At 68.3% G+C, this 18,038-nt stretch carries 22 protein-coding genes; 19 read left to right on the forward strand and 3 right to left on the reverse strand.

Translation table 11 applies throughout. From position 1 onward, the window contains the following. The first annotated feature begins 79 nt into the window (after positions 1-79). The 5 genes from F6W70_RS13805 (at position 80) to F6W70_RS13825 (ending at position 2,436) form a co-directional block, all read left to right on the forward strand. A complete protein-coding gene (locus F6W70_RS13805; protein ID WP_318278905.1) occupies positions 80-529 on the forward strand; it encodes an Asp23/Gls24 family envelope stress response protein in 450 nt (149 codons plus the stop codon). Between the two features lie 62 nt (positions 530-591). Next, the gene (locus F6W70_RS13810; RefSeq protein ID WP_017828199.1) at positions 592-765 is read left to right on the forward strand and encodes a CsbD family protein; all 174 of its coding nucleotides are present in this window, start codon (positions 592-594) and stop codon (positions 763-765) included. A gap of 122 nt (positions 766-887) precedes the next feature. Further along, the gene (locus F6W70_RS13815) at positions 888-1,454 is read left to right on the forward strand and encodes an RNA polymerase sigma factor (protein WP_151487033.1); all 567 of its coding nucleotides are present in this window, start codon (positions 888-890) and stop codon (positions 1,452-1,454) included. Next, positions 1,451-2,074 (forward strand): Asp23/Gls24 family envelope stress response protein, encoded by a 624-nt coding sequence (locus F6W70_RS13820; RefSeq protein WP_055870195.1) that lies wholly within the window; start codon positions 1,451-1,453, stop codon positions 2,072-2,074. Before F6W70_RS13815 ends, F6W70_RS13820 begins: the two co-directional genes overlap by 4 nt. After that, entirely contained in the window at positions 2,071-2,436 is a 366-nt protein-coding gene (locus F6W70_RS13825; RefSeq protein WP_151487034.1) for a hypothetical protein, read from the forward strand. Before F6W70_RS13820 ends, F6W70_RS13825 begins: the two co-directional genes overlap by 4 nt. A 67-nt stretch (positions 2,437-2,503) precedes the next feature. Here F6W70_RS13825 and F6W70_RS13830 read toward each other — a convergent pair whose 3' ends face one another. Further along, positions 2,504-3,352, reverse strand: a complete 849-nt coding sequence (locus tag F6W70_RS13830; protein ID WP_055870201.1) for an SDR family oxidoreductase — start codon at positions 3,350-3,352, stop codon at positions 2,504-2,506. Between the two features lie 93 nt (positions 3,353-3,445). Here F6W70_RS13830 and F6W70_RS13835 point away from each other — a divergent pair, with 93 nt between their 5' ends. From F6W70_RS13835 to glmM, 8 genes are all read left to right on the forward strand, one after another. Then, on the forward strand, positions 3,446-3,811 hold the full coding sequence (locus tag F6W70_RS13835) for a winged helix-turn-helix transcriptional regulator (protein ID WP_055870204.1): 366 nt from the start codon (positions 3,446-3,448) through the stop codon (positions 3,809-3,811). A 99-nt stretch (positions 3,812-3,910) separates the two neighbouring features. Next, the gene (locus F6W70_RS13840) at positions 3,911-5,452 is read left to right on the forward strand and encodes an APC family permease (RefSeq protein WP_151487035.1); all 1,542 of its coding nucleotides are present in this window, start codon (positions 3,911-3,913) and stop codon (positions 5,450-5,452) included. Positions 5,453-5,454: 2 nt separating this feature from the next. Continuing rightward, entirely contained in the window at positions 5,455-5,922 is a 468-nt protein-coding gene (gene rraA, locus F6W70_RS13845) for a ribonuclease E activity regulator RraA (RefSeq protein WP_127481930.1), read from the forward strand. Positions 5,923-5,964: 42 nt separating this feature from the next. Continuing rightward, a complete protein-coding gene (truA, locus tag F6W70_RS13850; protein WP_151487036.1) occupies positions 5,965-6,813 on the forward strand; it encodes a tRNA pseudouridine(38-40) synthase TruA in 849 nt (282 codons plus the stop codon). 136 nt (positions 6,814-6,949) lie between these two features. Further along, the gene (locus F6W70_RS13855) at positions 6,950-7,618 is read left to right on the forward strand and encodes an endonuclease/exonuclease/phosphatase family protein (protein ID WP_055870221.1); all 669 of its coding nucleotides are present in this window, start codon (positions 6,950-6,952) and stop codon (positions 7,616-7,618) included. A 185-nt stretch (positions 7,619-7,803) separates the two neighbouring features. Continuing rightward, a complete protein-coding gene (gene rplM, locus F6W70_RS13860) occupies positions 7,804-8,250 on the forward strand; it encodes a 50S ribosomal protein L13 (protein ID WP_017828209.1) in 447 nt (148 codons plus the stop codon). 27 nt (positions 8,251-8,277) lie between these two features. Continuing rightward, positions 8,278-8,763, forward strand: a complete 486-nt coding sequence (gene rpsI, locus F6W70_RS13865) for a 30S ribosomal protein S9 (protein ID WP_017828210.1) — start codon at positions 8,278-8,280, stop codon at positions 8,761-8,763. A gap of 14 nt (positions 8,764-8,777) precedes the next feature. Beyond that, positions 8,778-10,136 carry a phosphoglucosamine mutase gene (gene glmM, locus F6W70_RS13870; RefSeq protein WP_055870223.1) on the forward strand — a complete coding sequence of 453 codons (1,359 nt, stop codon included), beginning with the start codon at positions 8,778-8,780 and terminating at the stop codon, positions 10,134-10,136. Positions 10,137-10,172: 36 nt separating this feature from the next. On the opposite strand, the gene F6W70_RS13875 is transcribed toward glmM, so the two are convergent. After that, positions 10,173-11,102 carry a helix-turn-helix domain-containing protein gene (locus F6W70_RS13875; RefSeq protein WP_151487037.1) on the reverse strand — a complete coding sequence of 310 codons (930 nt, stop codon included), beginning with the start codon at positions 11,100-11,102 and terminating at the stop codon, positions 10,173-10,175. A 175-nt stretch (positions 11,103-11,277) separates the two neighbouring features. Next, on the reverse strand, positions 11,278-12,222 hold the full coding sequence (locus tag F6W70_RS13880) for a Ppx/GppA phosphatase family protein (RefSeq protein WP_151487038.1): 945 nt from the start codon (positions 12,220-12,222) through the stop codon (positions 11,278-11,280). 28 nt (positions 12,223-12,250) lie between these two features. Here F6W70_RS13880 and coaA point away from each other — a divergent pair, with 28 nt between their 5' ends. From coaA to F6W70_RS13910, 6 genes are all read left to right on the forward strand, one after another. Beyond that, positions 12,251-13,204 (forward strand): type I pantothenate kinase, encoded by a 954-nt coding sequence (gene coaA, locus F6W70_RS13885; RefSeq protein WP_017828214.1) that lies wholly within the window; start codon positions 12,251-12,253, stop codon positions 13,202-13,204. 73 nt (positions 13,205-13,277) lie between these two features. Continuing rightward, the gene (gene glmS, locus F6W70_RS13890) at positions 13,278-15,125 is read left to right on the forward strand and encodes a glutamine--fructose-6-phosphate transaminase (isomerizing) (RefSeq protein WP_127481935.1); all 1,848 of its coding nucleotides are present in this window, start codon (positions 13,278-13,280) and stop codon (positions 15,123-15,125) included. Positions 15,126-15,218: 93 nt separating this feature from the next. Next, complete coding sequence (locus tag F6W70_RS13895; protein ID WP_017828216.1) at positions 15,219-15,578, forward strand: holo-ACP synthase; 360 nt, start codon at positions 15,219-15,221, stop codon at positions 15,576-15,578. Further along, positions 15,575-16,681 (forward strand): alanine racemase, encoded by a 1,107-nt coding sequence (alr, locus tag F6W70_RS13900; RefSeq protein WP_151487039.1) that lies wholly within the window; start codon positions 15,575-15,577, stop codon positions 16,679-16,681. Before F6W70_RS13895 ends, alr begins: the two co-directional genes overlap by 4 nt. Further along, positions 16,678-17,163, forward strand: a complete 486-nt coding sequence (gene tsaE, locus F6W70_RS13905) for a tRNA (adenosine(37)-N6)-threonylcarbamoyltransferase complex ATPase subunit type 1 TsaE (protein ID WP_373695316.1) — start codon at positions 16,678-16,680, stop codon at positions 17,161-17,163. The genes alr and tsaE overlap by 4 nt, the downstream gene beginning before the upstream one ends. Beyond that, positions 17,160-17,987 carry a response regulator transcription factor gene (locus tag F6W70_RS13910; protein WP_151487040.1) on the forward strand — a complete coding sequence of 276 codons (828 nt, stop codon included), beginning with the start codon at positions 17,160-17,162 and terminating at the stop codon, positions 17,985-17,987. The genes tsaE and F6W70_RS13910 overlap by 4 nt, the downstream gene beginning before the upstream one ends. Positions 17,988-18,038: the final 51 nt, after the last annotated feature.

Consider the following 18,038-nt stretch of genomic DNA (forward strand, 5'->3'; position numbering starts at 1 on the left):
GTATACGTCCTAGTGGTGGCGTCGCCGACCGCGACCTGCGCTTCGCACTGCGAGCGGCATGAGGAAGAAGGAGCTCACGATGACGAACACGACAGGTGGCACCCAGCCCGAGATTCAGGTCGTCACCCCGCCGCAGGGGGCTGCGGTGGGGACGACCACGATCGAGGATGCGGTGGTCGCGAAGATCGCCGGCATCGCTGCGCGTGACGTCAGCGGAGTCCATGCGCTCGGCGGGGGCGCCGCACGCATGGTGGGCGCGATTCGGGACGCGCTCAACACGACCGACCTCTCGCAGGGGATCAGCGTCGCGGTCGGCGAAGCACAGATCACCGTCGACGTGACGATCGTCGCCGAGTACCCCGTCTCGCTGCAGAAGGTCGCGGATGACGTCCGCGCGGCGATCCACCGGGACATGGTCGATCTGGTCGGGGTGGGCGTGGTCGAGGTCAACGTCACCATCGACGACGTACACGTCCCCTCGGATGACGAAGGCGACACCGCAGACAGGGACGAGGCACCGACGGCATAAGCCGCCTCGTCGAGGACTCGGCCCCGAGATGCGGGGTCGGTGGAGAAGGAGAAGGAGAAGCCATGAGCGCTGAAGACAAGATCAAGGCCGCAGCCGAGAAGATCGCGGGCAAGGCGAAGGAGACCGTCGGCAAGGTCATCGATGACGACAAGCTCGTCGCCGAGGGCAAGGCGGAGCAGGCCAAGGGCAACGTCCGCGATGCCGCCGAGAACGTGAAGGATGCGTTCAAGAAGTGACGAGGCGGGGGAGGGGCCCGTACGGCCTCTCCCCGATCCCTCACAGGCGGGTGAACAATGATCCGATCCGTTGGGGCATCTGTTCCGAATCCCTCAGGGGATCGGATCGAGGGGTGGGGTAGATGGAAGACGAACGCTTTCGCACAGCGCTCGAACACGCGGACGACGGCATCGTCGCCGGACGCGCGATGGACGGCGACGTCGAGGCCTTCGCGGTGCTCGTGCGCAGGCACACGCCCATGATGCGCGCGTACACACAGCGGATGCTGAATGCATCCGCGGATGTGGACGACATCGTGCAGGAGTCCTTCGTCACCGCCTGGCAGCGGTTCGGCGAACTCGAGGATCCGGCCAAGGTCAAGAGCTGGCTGATGAGGATCGTGAGCCGGAAGGCCGTGGATCGCATCCGCGCGATCCGCCCGGCCGTCGACATCGATTCGATCGACCGTCCGGCTCCGCTGCATGCCTCACCGACCGCGGTCGTCGAGGCGCGTGCGGGCGTCGCCGCCCTCGGGGCAGCGCTTCGAGAGCTGCCGGATGCGCAGCGCGAATGCTGGGTGCTGCGGGAGATCGGCGGATACTCCTACGAGGAGATCTCCGAGGAGCTCGACATCCCCGTCTCGACCGCGCGCGGCCTGCTCGCGCGGGCCCGGAAATACATGATCGTACGGATGGAGGAGTGGCGATGACCGACGAGAGAGAGACTCGCGAAGTCCGCCGGCTCGGCCTGGAACCGACCGATCTCGACGGGCACACGCTCGACGAGCTCACCGACTATCTCGACGCGGGGCGACAGCCCGCCGATCGCTCGATCGACGAGTCGCCCGGCTGTCAGCTGGCGCTGGACGCACTGGAACGGCTGCAGGGGCTCGGTGCTGAGCTCATCGCCGCAGAAGCCGCAGCCGAACCCCCGGTCGACGAGAACTGGGTCGATCGCATCCTCAGCGGCATCGCGATGGATGCGCGCGCCGGACGCCGCATCCCCTTCGAGTCACCGGATCCGCACGTGGATCTCGCGATCACCGAGGGAGCGGTGCGCGGCCTCATCCGCTCTGCGGAGAATGCCGTGCCGGGACTCCTCGTCGGGCGCTGTCGACTCGACGGGGACGTGACGCAGGCGGGTGCGCCGATCCGGATCGAGATCGACGCGAGCGCTCTGCACGGTCAGTCGATCCCGAAGGTCGCCGCTGAGCTGCGGGCCGAGGTCGATCGAGGCCTTCGCGCGCATACCGAGTTGAACGTGATCGCGATCGACATCGCGATCAAGGACGTCCGGGAGGTGTCGTCGTGGGCGGGAGAGAGCCGATGAGGGCGGAGGAGCGCGACGAGCTCGCCGCGGCGATCGAGGCGACGCTGCGGTCGACGCCGGGCGTTCGCAGCGTCTACCGATCGGGTTCCCTGATCTCCAACCTGCTGCGCGCGGGAGCCGAGGCGATCGGCGTGCGCAAGGACGACGAGCCGATCGTGTCGGTGGTCGCCGCGGGCGACGGGGTGGCGGTGGAGGCGACGCTCGGTGTGGACTCCGGCGCGAAGTCCGCGGAGATCCTCCGCACTGTGCACGCGGCCATCGACGCATTGCTCGGGGCGCGCGGCATACAGCGGGAGAGCATCACGCTCACGGTCGCGCACGTGCAGGCCGGCGCGCACGGGCAGGCGCACGTGGGTTCCTGACGCCGTGCCTACGACCACCGAGTGCCGCCGTCCGGGGGGACGGCGGCACTCGGTCTTGCGGAAGCGATCAGGCGGAGGCGGCGCGCAGTCCTTCGAGCAGCGGGGTCGTCGGGCGACCGATCAGACGCGCGAGCGTGCCGTCGGTGTCGGCGAGTGCCCCGTCCTTGATGCCGGCGTCGAGCGCGGCGACGAATCCGGCCGTGCCCTCGTCGAGGCCGGCCTCACGCAGCGCCGCGACCTGGTCGTCGAAGCCGAGACGCACATACGAGACCTCGCGTCCGGTCAGTTCGGAGAAGGTCGCAGCGAGGTCGGAGTACGTCCAGGCGACGTCGCCCGCCAGCTCGTACACCTCGCCGATGTGCCCGTCTTCGAGCGCCACTGCGGCCGCAGCCTCGGCGAAGTCCCTGCGGCTCGCCGAGGCGACACGTCCGTCCCCGGCACCGGCGGCGAGCACGCCCGTCTCGGCGGAGCGGGTGAGGTCGGCGACGTAGTTCTCCGTGTACCAGTTGTTGCGGAGGATCACCGCGGGCACACCTGCGGCGGCGATGAGCTCTTCCGTCGCCTTGTGCTCCGGCGCCAGGACCAGGTCGCTCGTGGTGGCCTTCGGCACACTCGTGTAGACGAGCTTCGAGACGCCGGCGGCCTTCGCCGCATCGATGACCGCTCGGTGCTGGGCGACGCGCTGACCGACCTCGGAGCCGGAGACCAGCACGACGGTGTCGATACCCTCGACGGCGGTCGCGACCGAGGCGGCGTCGGTGTAGTCGAGGTGCACGACACGCACGCCCAGATCGGCGGCCTTGGCCGTGTTGCGAGCTCCGGCGACGATCGACTGCGGGTCGGCGCCGCGCTCGAGGAGGCCGGCGATGATGAGACGGCCGAGGTTGCCGGTCGCACCGGTGACGAGGATGGTCATGAGGGTCCTTTCGTAAGTGACATCCTCGACAACCCGAGAGCGGGCATCCCGCATTCCATCCAGCGGGTACCCACTTTGAAGTAAGGTACCCACATGACGGTTAGTTTCGCGCAGATAAAGGAATCCACTCCGTTCGTCTTCGATCAGAACTGCGGCACGCGCGTCATCCTCGATCACATCATGAGCAAGTGGGGCGTTCTCGTGCTCTCCTGCCTGTCCGACGGCACCCACCGCTGGGGCGCGCTGCGACGGGAAGTCGACGGCATCAGCGAGAAGATGCTCGCCTCCACCCTGCGTACGCTCGCCGACGACGGATTGGTGCACCGGGAATCCCTCCCGACCGTGCCGCCGCACGTGGAGTACAGCCTGACCCCGCTCGGGCGTGACCTGATGGAGAGGATGCTGCCGTTGATGGAGTGGGTGGCCGAGCACGCTGACGGCATGCTCGAAAGGCCCTGATTCCACGGATTCCGTCGTGAAGGTCCATTCCGCGCTTCGGATTCAGACGGTCGAAGAAACCCGTTGACGCGATAACCGCGGTGGCTCTACTGTTCTGACATGGCAGCAACGACGCCGATTCATCTGGAACGACCCGACGGCAAGGGTCTGGCTGCGGGAACACTGGGGCTCTGGGGCTCGACCGTCATCGGTCTCGCCTCGACGGCGCCCGTCTACTCGCTCGTCGCGACGCTCGGCTTCGTGGTGCTCGCTGTGGGCGCCCAGGCGCCGATCGCCTTCATCATCGCCTTCGTCCCGATGCTCCTGATCGCCTTCGCCTATCGCGAGCTCAACAACGCGGTCCCCGACTGCGGGACGACCTTCACCTGGGGGACCAAGGCCTTCGGCCCGTGGGTCGGCTGGATGGGCGGCTGGGGTGTGGCTGTGGCCGGCATGGTCGTGCTCGCCAACCTGGCCCAGATCGCCTCGGTCTACTTCTGGTCGCTGATCGGGCAGGACCTGGAGAACAACGACTGGCGGGTCGTCGTGGTGGCCGTGCTCTTCATCGCGGCCATGACCTGGGTCAGCTGGCGCGGGGTCGAGATCGGCGAGCGCATCCAGAACATCCTGCTCGGCATCCAGTACCTCGCGCTCGCGATCTTCGTCGTCACCGCGCTCTGGCAGTTCTTCGCCGGCACCGCACCCAATCCGACCCCGTTCGACTGGGAGTGGATGAACCCGTTCGCGTTCACCGACTGGTCGGGGTTCACCGAGGCCATCCTGCTCGCACTCTTCATCTACTGGGGATGGGACACCTGTCTCGCCCTGAACGAGGAGACGAAGGACCCGAAGCGCATTCCGGGCCGCGCAGCGCTCCTGACGACCGTGATCCTGCTGTTCACCTACGTCGCCGTGACCATCGCGGCCATGATGTACGCCGGTCTCGGAGAAGACGGCACGGGCCTGGGCAACGAGGCGAACGCCGACGACTTCTTCCTGGTGATCAAGGACGGGCTGCTCGGACCGTTCGGCTGGGTGCTGGTGGTCTCGGTGATCATCTCGGCGATCTCGTCGACCCAGACCACGATCCTCCCCACCGCTCGCGGCACGCTCGCGATGGGTGTGTACCGCGCTCTGCCCGCCCGGTTCAAGGAGGTGCACCCGACCTACAAGACCCCGTCGTTCTCGACCATCGTGATGGGCGTGGTCGCGTCGCTCTACTACGTCGGGATGACGCTGATCAGCGACAACATCCTTCAGGACTCGATCCTCTCGCTGGGGCTCGCGATCGCGTTCTACTACGCCATCACCGGGTTCGCCTGCGTCTGGTACTTCCGCAAGGATCTGACCTCCTCCGCCCGCGAGTTCTTCTTCAAGGGCCTGTTCCCGCTGCTGGGCGGGCTCATGCTGGCCTGGGCGTTCATCCAGTCGGCGATCGACATGTGGGACGTCGACTACGGCTACACGGTCCTGTTCGGCATCGGCGGCACGTTCGTGATCGGCGTCGGCTCGCTGGCCTTCGGCCTGGTGCTGATGTTCCTCTGGTACCTGTTCCCTCGATCGAAGCGGTTCTTCCGCGGTGAGAGCCTGAACCGGGAGACCCAGGTGATGGTGCCGGACGAGCCCGCCGTGACGATCCGTTCCATCGACGGAGGCATCTGAGGATGCCGGTCGCGACGGCGGATCTCTACGACGAGCTCGAAGAGGGGATCCAGTCGCTCTCGCTGCAGCTGCGATCGTTCGGCGGCCGGTCGGCATTCGACGGTCCGATCCGCACCGTCCGCTGTTTCGAGGACAACGCGCTCGTGAAGTCCGTGCTGGCGACACCCGGTGCGGGCGCCGTGCTCGTCGTCGACGGTGCAGGCTCGCTCGAGACGGCGCTCATGGGTGACCTGATCGCGGCGTCAGCGGTGGCGAACGGCTGGGCGGGTGTCGTGATCAACGGGGCGATCCGCGACCGCGTCGCGATCGATGCGCTCGACCTCGGCGTCAAGGCGCTGGGCACCAATCCGCGCAAGAGCGCCAAGCTCGGTGCGGGCGAGCTCGACGTCACGCTCGTGATCGCTGGAGTGGTGTTCCGACCCGGGGCGCATCTCTACAGCGATGAGGACGGCATCCTGGTCGAGCGCTGACGGTCGCCCGATGGTACCGGGCGCTTGTCCTAGGCTTGCTGCGTGCGCATCCGTCTCGACATCGCCTACGACGGCACCCACTTCCGCGGGTGGGCGAAGCAGCCGACTCTCCGCACGGTGCAGGGGACGCTGGAAGCGGCGCTCGCGCGCATCGTCGGCTCCGACGTGCAGTTCGTGGTGGCCGGCCGCACCGACGCCGGAGTGCATGCGAGCGGGCAGGTCGCGCACGTCGACCTCGACGAGAAGCAGTGGTCGCGCATCGAAGCGAGGCAGGGGCGTGCACCGCTGGAACCAGCCGAGACCATCGCCGGGCGCATGCGGGGAGTGCTCGGCGCCTACTCCGATGTCACCGTGACCCGCACGTCGATCGCTCCTGAGGGGTTCGACGCCCGGTTCTCCGCCGTCTGGCGACGCTACCGTTACCGTCTCGCCGATGGTCAGGCGGGCTACGATCCGCTACGCCGCCACGACACGACCGTCGTCCGCGGTCGCCTCGACGAACGTGCGATGGATGCCGCGGCGAGGACCCTGATCGGACTGCACGACTTCGCGGCGTACTGCAAGCCGCGTCAGGAGGCGACGACCATCCGCACCCTGCTCGACTACCGCTGGGAGCGCGATGCCGACGGCGTGCTCGTCGCCGAGGTCAAGGCCGATGCGTTCTGTCACAGCATGGTGCGCGCGCTCGTGGGCGCCTGCGTGGCCGTGGGCGAGGGGCGCCTCGACGTCGACGACCTCGTGGTGCTGCGCGATGCGCTCACCAGGACCAGCGAGTTCAAGGTGCTGGCCGCTCGCGGCTTGATCCTCACCGAGGTCGGCTACCCCGCAGACGAGCTGCTCTCGTCCCGTGCCACTCAGACCCGCGCCCGTCGCGACGGAGCGAGCGGCTGAGATGACGGCACCGACCTGCAGCGTCGCAGACATCGTGATGTGCGCGTGCTCTCGGTGAGGGCGTTATCGGAATCCGCGGGGATACGGTGACGATCCGGAGCCGGGGCACAGCAGGGGCGAGTAGCGTGGAACGGTCATGAAGGTCATCTCGTACAACCTCCAGAAGCACCGGGCCGCCGGCGAACTCGCGGCGCTGGTGCGCGAGCATGATCCCGACATCCTCTGCCTGCAGGAGTGCGACGTGCCCGAGCTGCCGGCGCAGATCGGCGATCTCGTGCTCGCGGACGCCACCCAGGGCAACCGCCTCGGACTCGCGCTCTTCTATCGCGCGAGCACGTTCCGCCTGCAGGCGATCCGCATGCTCGGCCTCAAGAAGTCGCTGCACGACCGCATCGCGAAACCGGCGCACGAGCGCGTGCTCGGTGCGCGGCTGAGCGACATCGACGACCGCCAGGATTTCATCGTCGCCTCGTTCCACGCAGCACCGCTGACCGCGTTGAACTCCCTGCGACGCCACCAGATCCGTGCCGCGCTCACCGAGCTCGCGGCACTCGGCGAAGGTCTGCCCCAGCTGATGGTGGGGGACTACAACTACCCGATCTTCAAGGAGAACCTCGGCCAGGCCGTGCGCGACCACGGGTACGCGCTCTCTCTCAGCGACGACCACACCTACACGCGCTACCGCGTCTTCCGCGGGCACTACGACTTCGCCACCTCCACGGGGTTCGAGATCGAGCGCATCACGACCCTGCCGCAGGGGGCGAGCGATCACCGGCCGATCCTCGTGACGGTCAAGCCCGACTGAGCCCGTGGTTTGGGCATACGGCACGGCGTGGCGTATGATTTCTCTTTGGTGCCTTTCCCCGCTCGCGGAGAAGGGGCATCGTCCGAACGTGAGCCCTCCACTGGCGTGTTCCTCCCTGTCGGGAAGAACCACCCCGGAGTGGGATTCACGAACTTCTCCGTTCGACACAAGAAAGCAGCACTATCGTGACGCGCACTTACACCCCCAAGGCTGGCGAAGTCCAGCGCGATTGGGTCGTCATCGACGCCACCGACGTCGTTCTCGGCCGTCTGGCCTCGCACGCCGCTACGCTCCTGCGTGGCAAGCACAAGCCGACCTTCGCCAACCACATCGACTCGGGTGACTTCGTCATCATCGTGAACGCGGAGAAGGTTGCGCTCACCGGTCAGAAGCTCCAGAAGAAGATGGCCTACCGCCACTCCGGTTACCCGGGCGGCCTGAAGTCGGTCACCTACGCCGAGCTCCTCGAGAAGAACCCGGTCCGCGCTGTCGAGAAGGCCATCCGTGGCATGCTCCCCAAGAACAGCATCGGCCGCCAGCAGCTGTCCAAGCTCAAGGTGTACGTCGGTGCTGAGCACCCGCACGCCGCGCAGCAGCCGACGCCGTACACCCTCGACCAGGTCGCCCAGTAAGCGCCGTAAGACTTAAAGGACATACTCGTGGCTGACATCCAGGACACCACCGAAACCCCCCAGAACTTCTCGACGTCGACTCCCGAGACCGACGTGGTCGAGGCGGCTCCCCGCCCCGTCCTCAGCGTCCCGGGTGCCGCTGTCGGCCGTCGCAAGCAGGCCATCGCCCGCGTGCGCATCGTCCCCGGCTCGGGAACGATCACGGTCAACGGCCGCACGATCGAGGACTACTTCCCGAACAAGCTGCACCAGCAGCTGATCAACGACCCGTTCACCGTGCTGAACCTCGCCGGTGCCTACGACGTCATCGCGCGCATCTCCGGCGGCGGCCCCTCGGGCCAGGCCGGTGCGCTTCGCCTCGGCATCGCTCGTTCGCTGAACGGCATCGACGAGGAGAACAACCGCCCGACCCTGAAGAAGGCCGGCTTCCTCTCGCGCGACGCTCGCGTCAAGGAGCGCAAGAAGGCTGGACTCAAGAAGGCCCGTAAGGCGCCTCAGTACTCGAAGCGTTAAGGTCAACTGCTCCGATGCCGATCTTTGGCACGGACGGTGTGCGAGGACTCGCCAATGGCATCCTCACCGCCGACCTGGCGCTCACCCTGGCCCAGGCGACTGCTGTCGTCCTGGGCCAGGGCCGTACTGCGGAGGCTCGCAAGGCCGAAGGCAAGCGACTCACCGCAGTGGTCGCCCGAGACCCCCGGGTCTCCGGACACTTCATCGCCGCGGCCGTCGCCGCGGGTCTCGCCTCTTCCGGAGTCGACGTGCTCGAGGCGGGAGTCATTCCGACGCCCGCCCTCGCATTCCTCGTCGCCGACCGTGACGCCGACTTCGGCGTGATGATCTCGGCGTCGCACAATGCTGCGCCCGACAACGGGATCAAGATCTTCGCCCGCGGAGGCCGCAAGCTTCCCGACGTGGTCGAGCAGCGCATCGAAGAGGCCATGGCTGGCGACAAGCTGCGCCCGACGGGTGCCGGAGTCGGTCGCATCGATCGGTTCTCCGACGCCGAGGACCGCTACGTGGTGCACCTGCTCGGATCGCTCCCGAACCGCCTGGACGGCATCCACGTGGTGCTCGACTGCGCCCACGGCGCGGCATCCGGCGTCTCACCGGAGACGTTCCGCGACGCCGGCGCCGAGGTGACCGTCATCGGGGCAGACCCCGACGGCTGGAACATCAACGACGGTGTCGGCTCGACCCACCTCGACAACCTCGCCGAGGCCGTCGTGCGTCTGGGCGCCGACATCGGCATCGCCCACGACGGCGACGCCGACCGGTGCCTCGCGGTGGATGCCGAGGGAAACCACATCGACGGTGACCAGATCATGGCCATCCTCGCGGTGTCCATGAAGGAGCGCGGTCACCTCACCGACGACACCCTCGTCGCGACGGTGATGAGCAACCTCGGTTTGCATGTCGCGATGCGCGAGCACGGGATCACCGTCCGACAGACCGCTGTCGGAGACCGCTACGTGCTCGAGGACATGAACGAGGGCGGCTACGCGCTCGGCGGCGAGCAGTCCGGTCACGTCATCATGAGCGAGTACGCCACCACGGGTGACGGAATCCTCACAGGCCTGCACCTGGTGGCCGAGATGGCGCGGCAGAAGAAGTCGATCGCCGAGCTCGCATCGGTGATGACCATCTACCCGCAGGTTCTCATCAACGTGCGCGATGTCGACAAGGACCGCGTCTCCGACGACGAGGTCGTGCAGCAGGCCGTGCGCGACGTCGAGATCGAGCTGGGTGATTCCGGACGCGTGCTGCTGCGCAAGTCCGGCACCGAGCCGCTGGTGCGTGTGATGGTGGAGGCGGCCGACGCAGAGTCGGTGCATGCCTATGCCGGACGCCTCGCGGCGGTGGTGCAGGAGCGCCTGTCGCTCTGACGTCCGCACAGATTCAGTGACGGCCGACCGCTGTGTTCAGCGGTCGGCCGTCTCGTTCTGGGGGCGTTGCGCGGCCTCGCGGTGCGCGCGAAGCGCACGGGGGGTGGCGCCGTACTCTTCCTCGAGTGCGCGACGCAGGCTGATGGGTGAGGGGAAGCCGGCACGCTGCGAGATCTGCTCGATGCTGAGCGAGTCGAACCGGCTGTCGAGCAGGAGCGACTTGGCCAGACGCGCCCGCTGGCGCCTGATCTCGCAGGCCACGCTGTTCTCCGCCTCCGCGAAGACCAGCTGCAGCTGACGCAGCGACGATCGCACTTCGCGGGCGACCCGTGCGGGGTTCAGTGCGGGATCGCTGCACTGATGCGCGATGACAGCGACCGCCTTGTCGCGCAGAGCGGCGTGGGGGGAACGGTGCCCGGATGCCCCGTCGATGCGGTCGAGCAGGATGGCTCCGCTCATCTCCACGATCAGGCGCTCGATCGCGTAGCGTTCGATCGCGGTCGCCGTGTCGTCGACGGCCAAGACCTGTTCGACGAAGGCCTGCATCGCGCGGTCCAGCGGGCGCCGCTCCTCGAGGACCTGAGCGGTGGCGGGCAGCGCCGCGACGAATGCTCCGAGCGCGGCCTGGGGAACACACGCGGCGGTGATGCTCCAGGAGCCTGCGCAGCGCACGTGCTGGGCGATCCCGGACGGCGCCATCACGAGCCCGCTCCCGACCGGCATCCACGGGCCGTTGTGCTCTTTCGTCACGAGTCCGGGTGCATCGACGAAGGCGAACACGGCGTGGTCGGGGCGTGCGGTGACGGTGTCTATGGACAGTTCGTGGGCTGCGCCCTGCATCGACAGCAGGAGCACGGGGCCGGTCGTTCGCTGCGTCGACGTGATCGTCGTACGTTCGTCGACGACATGCACGCCGTGTGAGAGCAGCTCTCCTGAGCCGATCTCTCTCACATCTCCCGGACTCACACAGCCTCCCCCGACGCCGATGACCATGGGGCGGCCTCGACCCTGGGCCGGTGCTCGCCGGGCTCGTGCCTCCCGCGTCCTGTTCCGACCGGCCGGGGGAGGTGCTCGCTTGGTCAGAGGATACCGGCGGCGACGGAGGCGGCAACAGAGCCTGTCCCTCCGTGCGACCGGTCGCTCAGCGTCGGGAGTCGTTCCAACCCAGCTGCTCGATGTACCGCAGCAGCACGCCTTCACGCAGCGCCCACGGCGACACTTCGAGCTCGTCGACGTCCAAGGCGGTCATCGCGGCGTGCAACGACACGGCGGCCGCCACGATCTGGAACGTGCGATCCGGTGTGATGCCCGGCAGCTCCTGACGCGCGGAGGCGGGAAGGCGTGCGAGGCGTGGGATCCACGATCCGAGCGACGCCCGGGGGAGCAGCATCCGCTCGCTTCCGGACCACCCCGGTGCCGGGTAGCCGACCAGTCGGGCCAGAGAACGGATGGCCTTCGACGACCCCACGACGTGATCGGGCCGGGGGAGCGCGACGAACCGCGGGAGGACATCGGCCAGAGTCGTCGCCGCGTGGGCGCGCAGCCGCTCCACATCGCTCTCGCCCGGAGGATCGTTCGGCAGGAACTGCACCGTCATGCGCCCGGCGCCGAGGGGGACGGATGCCGCGGCGTCGGGCATCTCCTCCGCGCCTGCGGCGATCTCGAGTGAACCGCCGCCGATGTCGAGGAGCAGGATCTGTCCGGCCGACCAGCCGAACCAGCGTCGTACCGCCAGGAATGTCAGCTCGGCCTCGGTCTCCCCATCGAGCACCTGCAGGGGCTGGCCGAGAGCCGCTTCGATGCGGGCGATGACCTCGGCCCCGTTGCGCGCATCGCGGACGGCGCTCGTCGCCGTGGCCAGCAGCGCGTCGACGCGCTCGCTCTCCGCCACACGCCGCGCCTGCGCGACCGCGGCCACGAGGGCGACGACGCCTTCTTCCGAGATGGAGCCGTCGGGCGTGAGGTAGCGCATGAGGCGCAGCACCGTCCTGTCGCTCGTCGTCGCGAGCGGCCGTCCGCCGGGGCGGACGTCGGCCGCCAGCATGTGGACGGTGTTGGATCCGATGTCGAGGACTCCCAGGCGCACGGAAAGAGACTACTCGCCCCCCGATACGATGTACTCCGTGACCACCGCCGACCCCACGCTGCCACTGTCGCCCTATCGGGAGATCGGACGCGCGGAGTGGGCGCGCCTGGCGGCCGGGCTCGACCAGCCGCTCACCGAGACCGAGGTCGTCGAGCTCCGCGGCATCGGGGACCGCCTCTCCCTCACCGAGGTGCGCGAGGTGTACCTGCCGCTGAGCCGTCTGCTCAGTCTGTACGCGACCGCGACGAAGCGACTGGGCGCCGCCACCTCGTCGTTCCTCCAGGAAGATGACACCACGACGCCGTTCGTCGTGGGCGTCGCCGGTTCCGTGGCTGTGGGCAAGTCCACCATCGCCCGTCTGCTGCGCGAGCTCATGAGCCGCTGGCCGGGAACGCCTCGGGTGGAGCTGGTCACCACCGACGGATTCCTGTACCCGAACGCCGAGCTCGAGCGCCGCGGCATCATGGATCGCAAAGGGTTCCCCGAGTCGTACGACCGTCGAGCGCTGATCGAGTTCCTCACCGAGGTCAAGAGTGGCGCCACCGAGGTGCGGGCCCCGTTCTACTCCCACATGCGCTACGACATCGTGCCGGATGCGAACGTCGTCGTGCGCCGGCCCGACGTCGTGATCGTCGAGGGACTGAACGTGCTGCAGCCGCCGCCCGCTCCGAACGATGTCGCCGTGAGCGACCTGTTCGACTTCTCGATCTTCGTCGACGCCGACACCTCGCACATCGAGAAGTGGTACGTCGACCGCTTCCTCGCGCTCCGTCAGGCCGCTTTCAGCAACCCGTCCTCGTACTTCAACGTGTTCGCGCACCTCACCGACGAGGAGGCGATCACCACGGCCCTCGGCTACTGGAACGAGATCAACATGCCCAACCTCGTCGAGAACGTGATGCCCACGCGGCACCGCGCACGGCTCGTGCTGCGCAAGGGCGCCGACCACGATGTCGAGACGGTGCTGCTGCGCAAACTCTGAGGCCGCAGCCGGACCGTCGCCGTCCGAAGAATGTACGGACGACTCGCAAAAAAACCGTCTTACTCTTGATCCCATGTGTGGAATCGTCGGATACGTGGGCCCGCGCCCCAGCCAGGACATCCTTCTCGCAGGCCTCGCCCGCCTCGAGTACCGCGGATACGACTCCGCGGGTGTCGCCGTCATCGACGGAGACGGCGTGCTCGGCATGCGCAAGAAGGCGGGCAAGCTCGCCGTGCTGCGCGACTCGCTCGCCGACGCGCCTCTGCCCGATGGGTCGACCGGGATCGGACACACCCGCTGGGCGACGCACGGAGGGCCGACCGACGGCAACGCGCACCCGCACCTGGCAGACGACGACAAGCTCGCCGTCATCCACAACGGCATCATCGAGAACTTCTCCGCACTGCGTGACGAGCTCCTCGCCGACGGCGTGGTGTTCCGCAGCGAGACCGACACCGAGGTCGCCGCTGCCCTGCTCGGACGCGAGTACGCCGGCAACGGCGGCGACCTGCAGCTGGCCTTCCGCAGCATCGTGAACCGCCTCGAGGGCGCGTTCACCCTGCTGGCGATGCACCAGGACCACCCCGGCCTCGTGGTCGGCGCCCGTCGCAACTCCCCGCTCGTGATCGGCCTCGGCGAAGGGGAGAACTTCCTCGGCTCCGACGTCGCCGCGTTCATCGAGTACACGCGCAAGGCGCTCGCGATCGGCCAGGACCAGATCGTCTCGATCACGCCGGAGTCCGTCACCGTCATGGACTTCGCCGGCACGCCCGTCGAGCCCGAGCCGTTCGACGTGTCCTGGGATGCCGCCGCCGCCGAGAAGGGCGGATGGTCGAGCTTCATGGCCAAGGAGGTCGCCGAGCAGCCCGAGGCCGTCGCCAACACGATCCGCGGGCGCATCCACGACGGCCAGGTCGTCATCCCCGAGCTCGACGGACTGGACGAGCTCTTCGTGGGCATCAACAGGGTCATCATCACCGCCTGCGGCACTGCTTCCTACGCGGCGCTGGTCGGCAAGTACGCGATCGAGCAGTGGGCACGCGTGGCCGTCGACGTCGAACTCGCCCACGAGTTCCGCTACCGCGACCCGGTGATCGGCGCCGACACGCTCGTGGTGTCGATCAGCCAGTCGGGCGAGACCATGGACACCCTGATGGCCGTGAAGTACGCCCGCGAACGCGGCGCGCGCACGCTGTCGGTCTGCAACACGCAGGGCGCCACGATCCCGCGCGAGTCGGATGCCGTCGTCTACACCCACGCCGGACCCGAGGTCGCTGTGGCCTCGACCAAGGCGTTCTCCGCGCAGATCACCGCGCTCCTTCTGCTGGGCCTGCACATGGGGCGGGTGCGCGGCGCGATCGCCGACGCCTCGGTCGACGTCGCAGAGCTCGCCGCGCTTCCGGAGAAGATCGCCAAGGTGCTCGAGAGCGAGCAGGAGCACGTCACCCAGCTCGCCGGATGGATGGCGGACACGCGTTCGGTGCTGTTCCTGGGGCGCCACGTCGGCTACCCGATCGCGCTCGAGGGTGCACTCAAGCTCAAGGAGATCTCCTACATCCACGCCGAGGGCTTCGCCGCCGGTGAGCTCAAGCACGGTCCGATCGCGCTCATCGAGCCGGGGCAGCCGGTGTTCGTGCTGGTCCCCTCCCCGCGTCACTCGGCACTCGTGCACTCCAAGGTCGTCTCGAACATCCAGGAGATCCGCGCGCGCGGTGCCCGGGTGATCGTGATCGCCGAGGAGGGCGACGCAGCGGTGCTGCCGTTCGCCGACGAGGTCATCCACATCCCGCTCGCCGGGGCGATGTTCGAGCCGCTGCTCGCCGTCGTGCCGCTGCAGATCTTCGCGATGGCACTGGCCACGGCCAAGGGCCTCGACGTCGACCAGCCGCGCAACCTCGCCAAGTCCGTCACCGTCGAGTAAGACTCTTCTCGAATCACCGGAATGGCTTCGTTTCCACGGGAACGGAGCCATTTGGGCGATTTCAACCGAACGCACGCTCGGTAGGCTGAACGGGTGATCATCGGCACCGGCATCGACCTCGTGGACATCCCACGGTTCGAGCGCACGATGGAGCGGACTCCGCGGCTGCGTGAGCGGCTCTTCGCCCCTTCCGAGCGCACTCTCCGTCTTCCCTCACTCGCCGCGCGCTACGCCGCCAAGGAGGCGCTGATCAAGGCGCTCGGCGGTTCGGACGGCGTGCACTGGACCGAGATCGAGATCGCCTCCGAGCCCTCGGGGCGACCGCACTTCGTGCTGTCCGGGTCGACGGCCGCGGTCGTCGAAGAACGGGGCATCCTCACGCTGCATCTCACCCTCACCCACGACGCCGGTCTCGCCGCGGCGTTCGTCGTCGCCGAAGGAGCACCGCTGTGACCGCCCCCTTCCGTGAAGCGAGCATCGACCTCGACGCGATCGCCGACAACGTGCGGCACTTCCGACGCCTGACCGGCGTCGAGGTGATCGCCGTCGTGAAGGCCGATGCCTACGGGCACGGTGCGGCGATGGCTGCGGTCGCGGCGCTCTCGGCCGGTGCCACCCGCATCGGCGTCGCCGAGATCCCCGAGGCGCTCGAGCTGCGCCGGCAGGGTGTGCATGCACCGATCATGGCGTGGCTGCATGCTCCGGGGGAGCGGTTCGAGCAGGCGGCGGCCCACGACATCGAAGTCGGGATCTCGTCGTTCGATCAGCTCGAGGCGGCCGCGACCGCTGCTGCGGTCGACCGCCCGGTGGGGGTGCACCTGAAGTTCGAGACCGGTCTGTCGCGCAACGGCATCGCCCCGGCGGACTGGGGGCGTGTGCTCGCCGAGGCCGCGGGCCTCGAACGCATCGGACGCCTTCGCATCGTCGGACTGTTCAGTCACCTCTCCAACACCTCGGCGGAAGACGACAGAGCAGCGCTCGCGAAGTTCGAAGAGGGGGTCGCTGCGGCGGCGTCCTTCGGCATCCACCCCGAGATCCGGCACATCGCCGCGACCGCGGCTGCCATCGACCTGCCGGAGATGCGTCTGGATGCGGTGCGCATCGGCGTGGGGCTCTTCGGCCTCTCGCCGTTCGACGATCGCAGCTCCGCCGAGCTCGGCCTGCGTCCGGCGATGACGCTGCGGGGGGCGATCGCCGCCGTGCGCAGAGTGCCGGCCGGGACGGGCGTCTCCTATGGCTACGACCATCGCACGGACCGCGACACGACGCTGGTCCTCGTGCCTCTCGGATACGCCGACGGGGTGCCGCGCAACGCGTCGGGGAAGCTCCCGGTCTCCATCGGCGGACGCCGGTTCGTGAACGTCGGACGCATCGCGATGGATCAGTTCGTCGTCGACGTCGGAGACACCCCGGTCTCGATCGGCGACGAGGTCGTCTTGTTCGGAGACCCCACCCTCGGCGTGCCGTCAGCGGCGGACTGGGCCGATGCCGCCGACACCATCAACTACGAGATCGTCACCCGCATCGGTCCCCGCGTGCCCCGGCGGGCCTCGTGAGCGTGGACGCCGCGTTCCTCGGTCGTCGGGAGATCGCGACCGCCGAGGAGATGGAGCAGCTGGGCCTGCGCATCGGCGAACAGCTGGAAGCCGGCGACCTCCTCGTCCTGACGGGTCCGCTCGGAGCGGGGAAGACCACCTTCACCCGCGGGCTCGCCGAAGGGCTGGGGGTGCGCGGTCCCGTGCAGAGCCCCACCTTCGTGATCGCCCGCACGCATCCCTCGCTGGTCGGCGGAGCGCCACTGGTGCACGTCGATGCCTACCGCCTCGGTTCGGCGGCGGAGCTCGACGACCTCGACCTCGACCTCGAGCGCTCCGTCGTGGTGGTCGAGTGGGGCAGAGGCATGGCCGAGGAGCTGGCCGACTCCTGGTGGGACATCGAGGTCGAGCGGCCTGTGGGCTCCTCGGACGACCTCGACCCTTCGGAGCTCGATTCGGATGCGCCGAGGATCGTCACGATCGTGCGCGAGGGCGCCGCATGACCTCGACGTCGACGCCCGCACTCGTCGCCGTGATCATCGAAGACGATCCCGACGTGCGATCACTCCTGGACGAGGTGTTCCTCGCGGCCGGCTTCGAGACGATCCTCACGGGCTCCGGCGTCGAGGGGCTCGCTGCCGTCGAACAGCACCATCCGGTGATCACGACCCTCGACATCAACCTTCCCGGCATCGACGGCTTCGAGGTCGCCCGACGGATCCGGCGGGTCAGCGACACCTTCATCATGATGCTCTCCGCACTCTCCGAAGAGTCCGACGTGGTCCTCGGGCTCACCTCGGGAGCGGACGAGTACCTGGTCAAACCCTTCCGCCCGCGCGAGCTCCGCGCCCGTATCGAGGCCCTTCTGCGGCGTCCGCGGCTTCCAGCCCCCGGTGTCGCCGACGCCCGCGTGCCCAGCCCTCGACTGCCGGACAACGGCCGGTCCGATCCCGGCGCCGAGCAGGCGCCGGACGGAGCGACGGTCCTGACATGGCGTGGCAGGGTGCACCGCGATCTCAGCCTCGACCTCGACACGCGACTGGTCTTGATCGGGCAGCGACGGATAGAGCTCACACCGACCGAGTTCGACCTGCTCGCGATGCTGCTGGAGGCCGGGAAGCGGGTGTGCAGCAAAGCCGATCTCGCCCGAGGACTGCGCGCCGCGCCACCGGGCTCGAACGACTACGTGAGCGAGCCGGACAAGAGGGCGATCGAGACGCATATCGCGAACCTGCGACGAAAGCTCGGCGACAGCACGACGCAGCCGCGCTACATCGAGACCGTGCGTGGTGTCGGCTACCGGCTCACGTCGGACGAGGGCTCGTGAAGGCCGAGGGGGCGGGGCCGTGGTTCCCCAACCACGGCCCCGATCGCCTGC

This window comes from Microbacterium maritypicum, assembly GCF_008868125.1.
GTDB classification, from domain to species: Bacteria; Actinomycetota; Actinomycetes; order Actinomycetales; family Microbacteriaceae; genus Microbacterium; species Microbacterium maritypicum.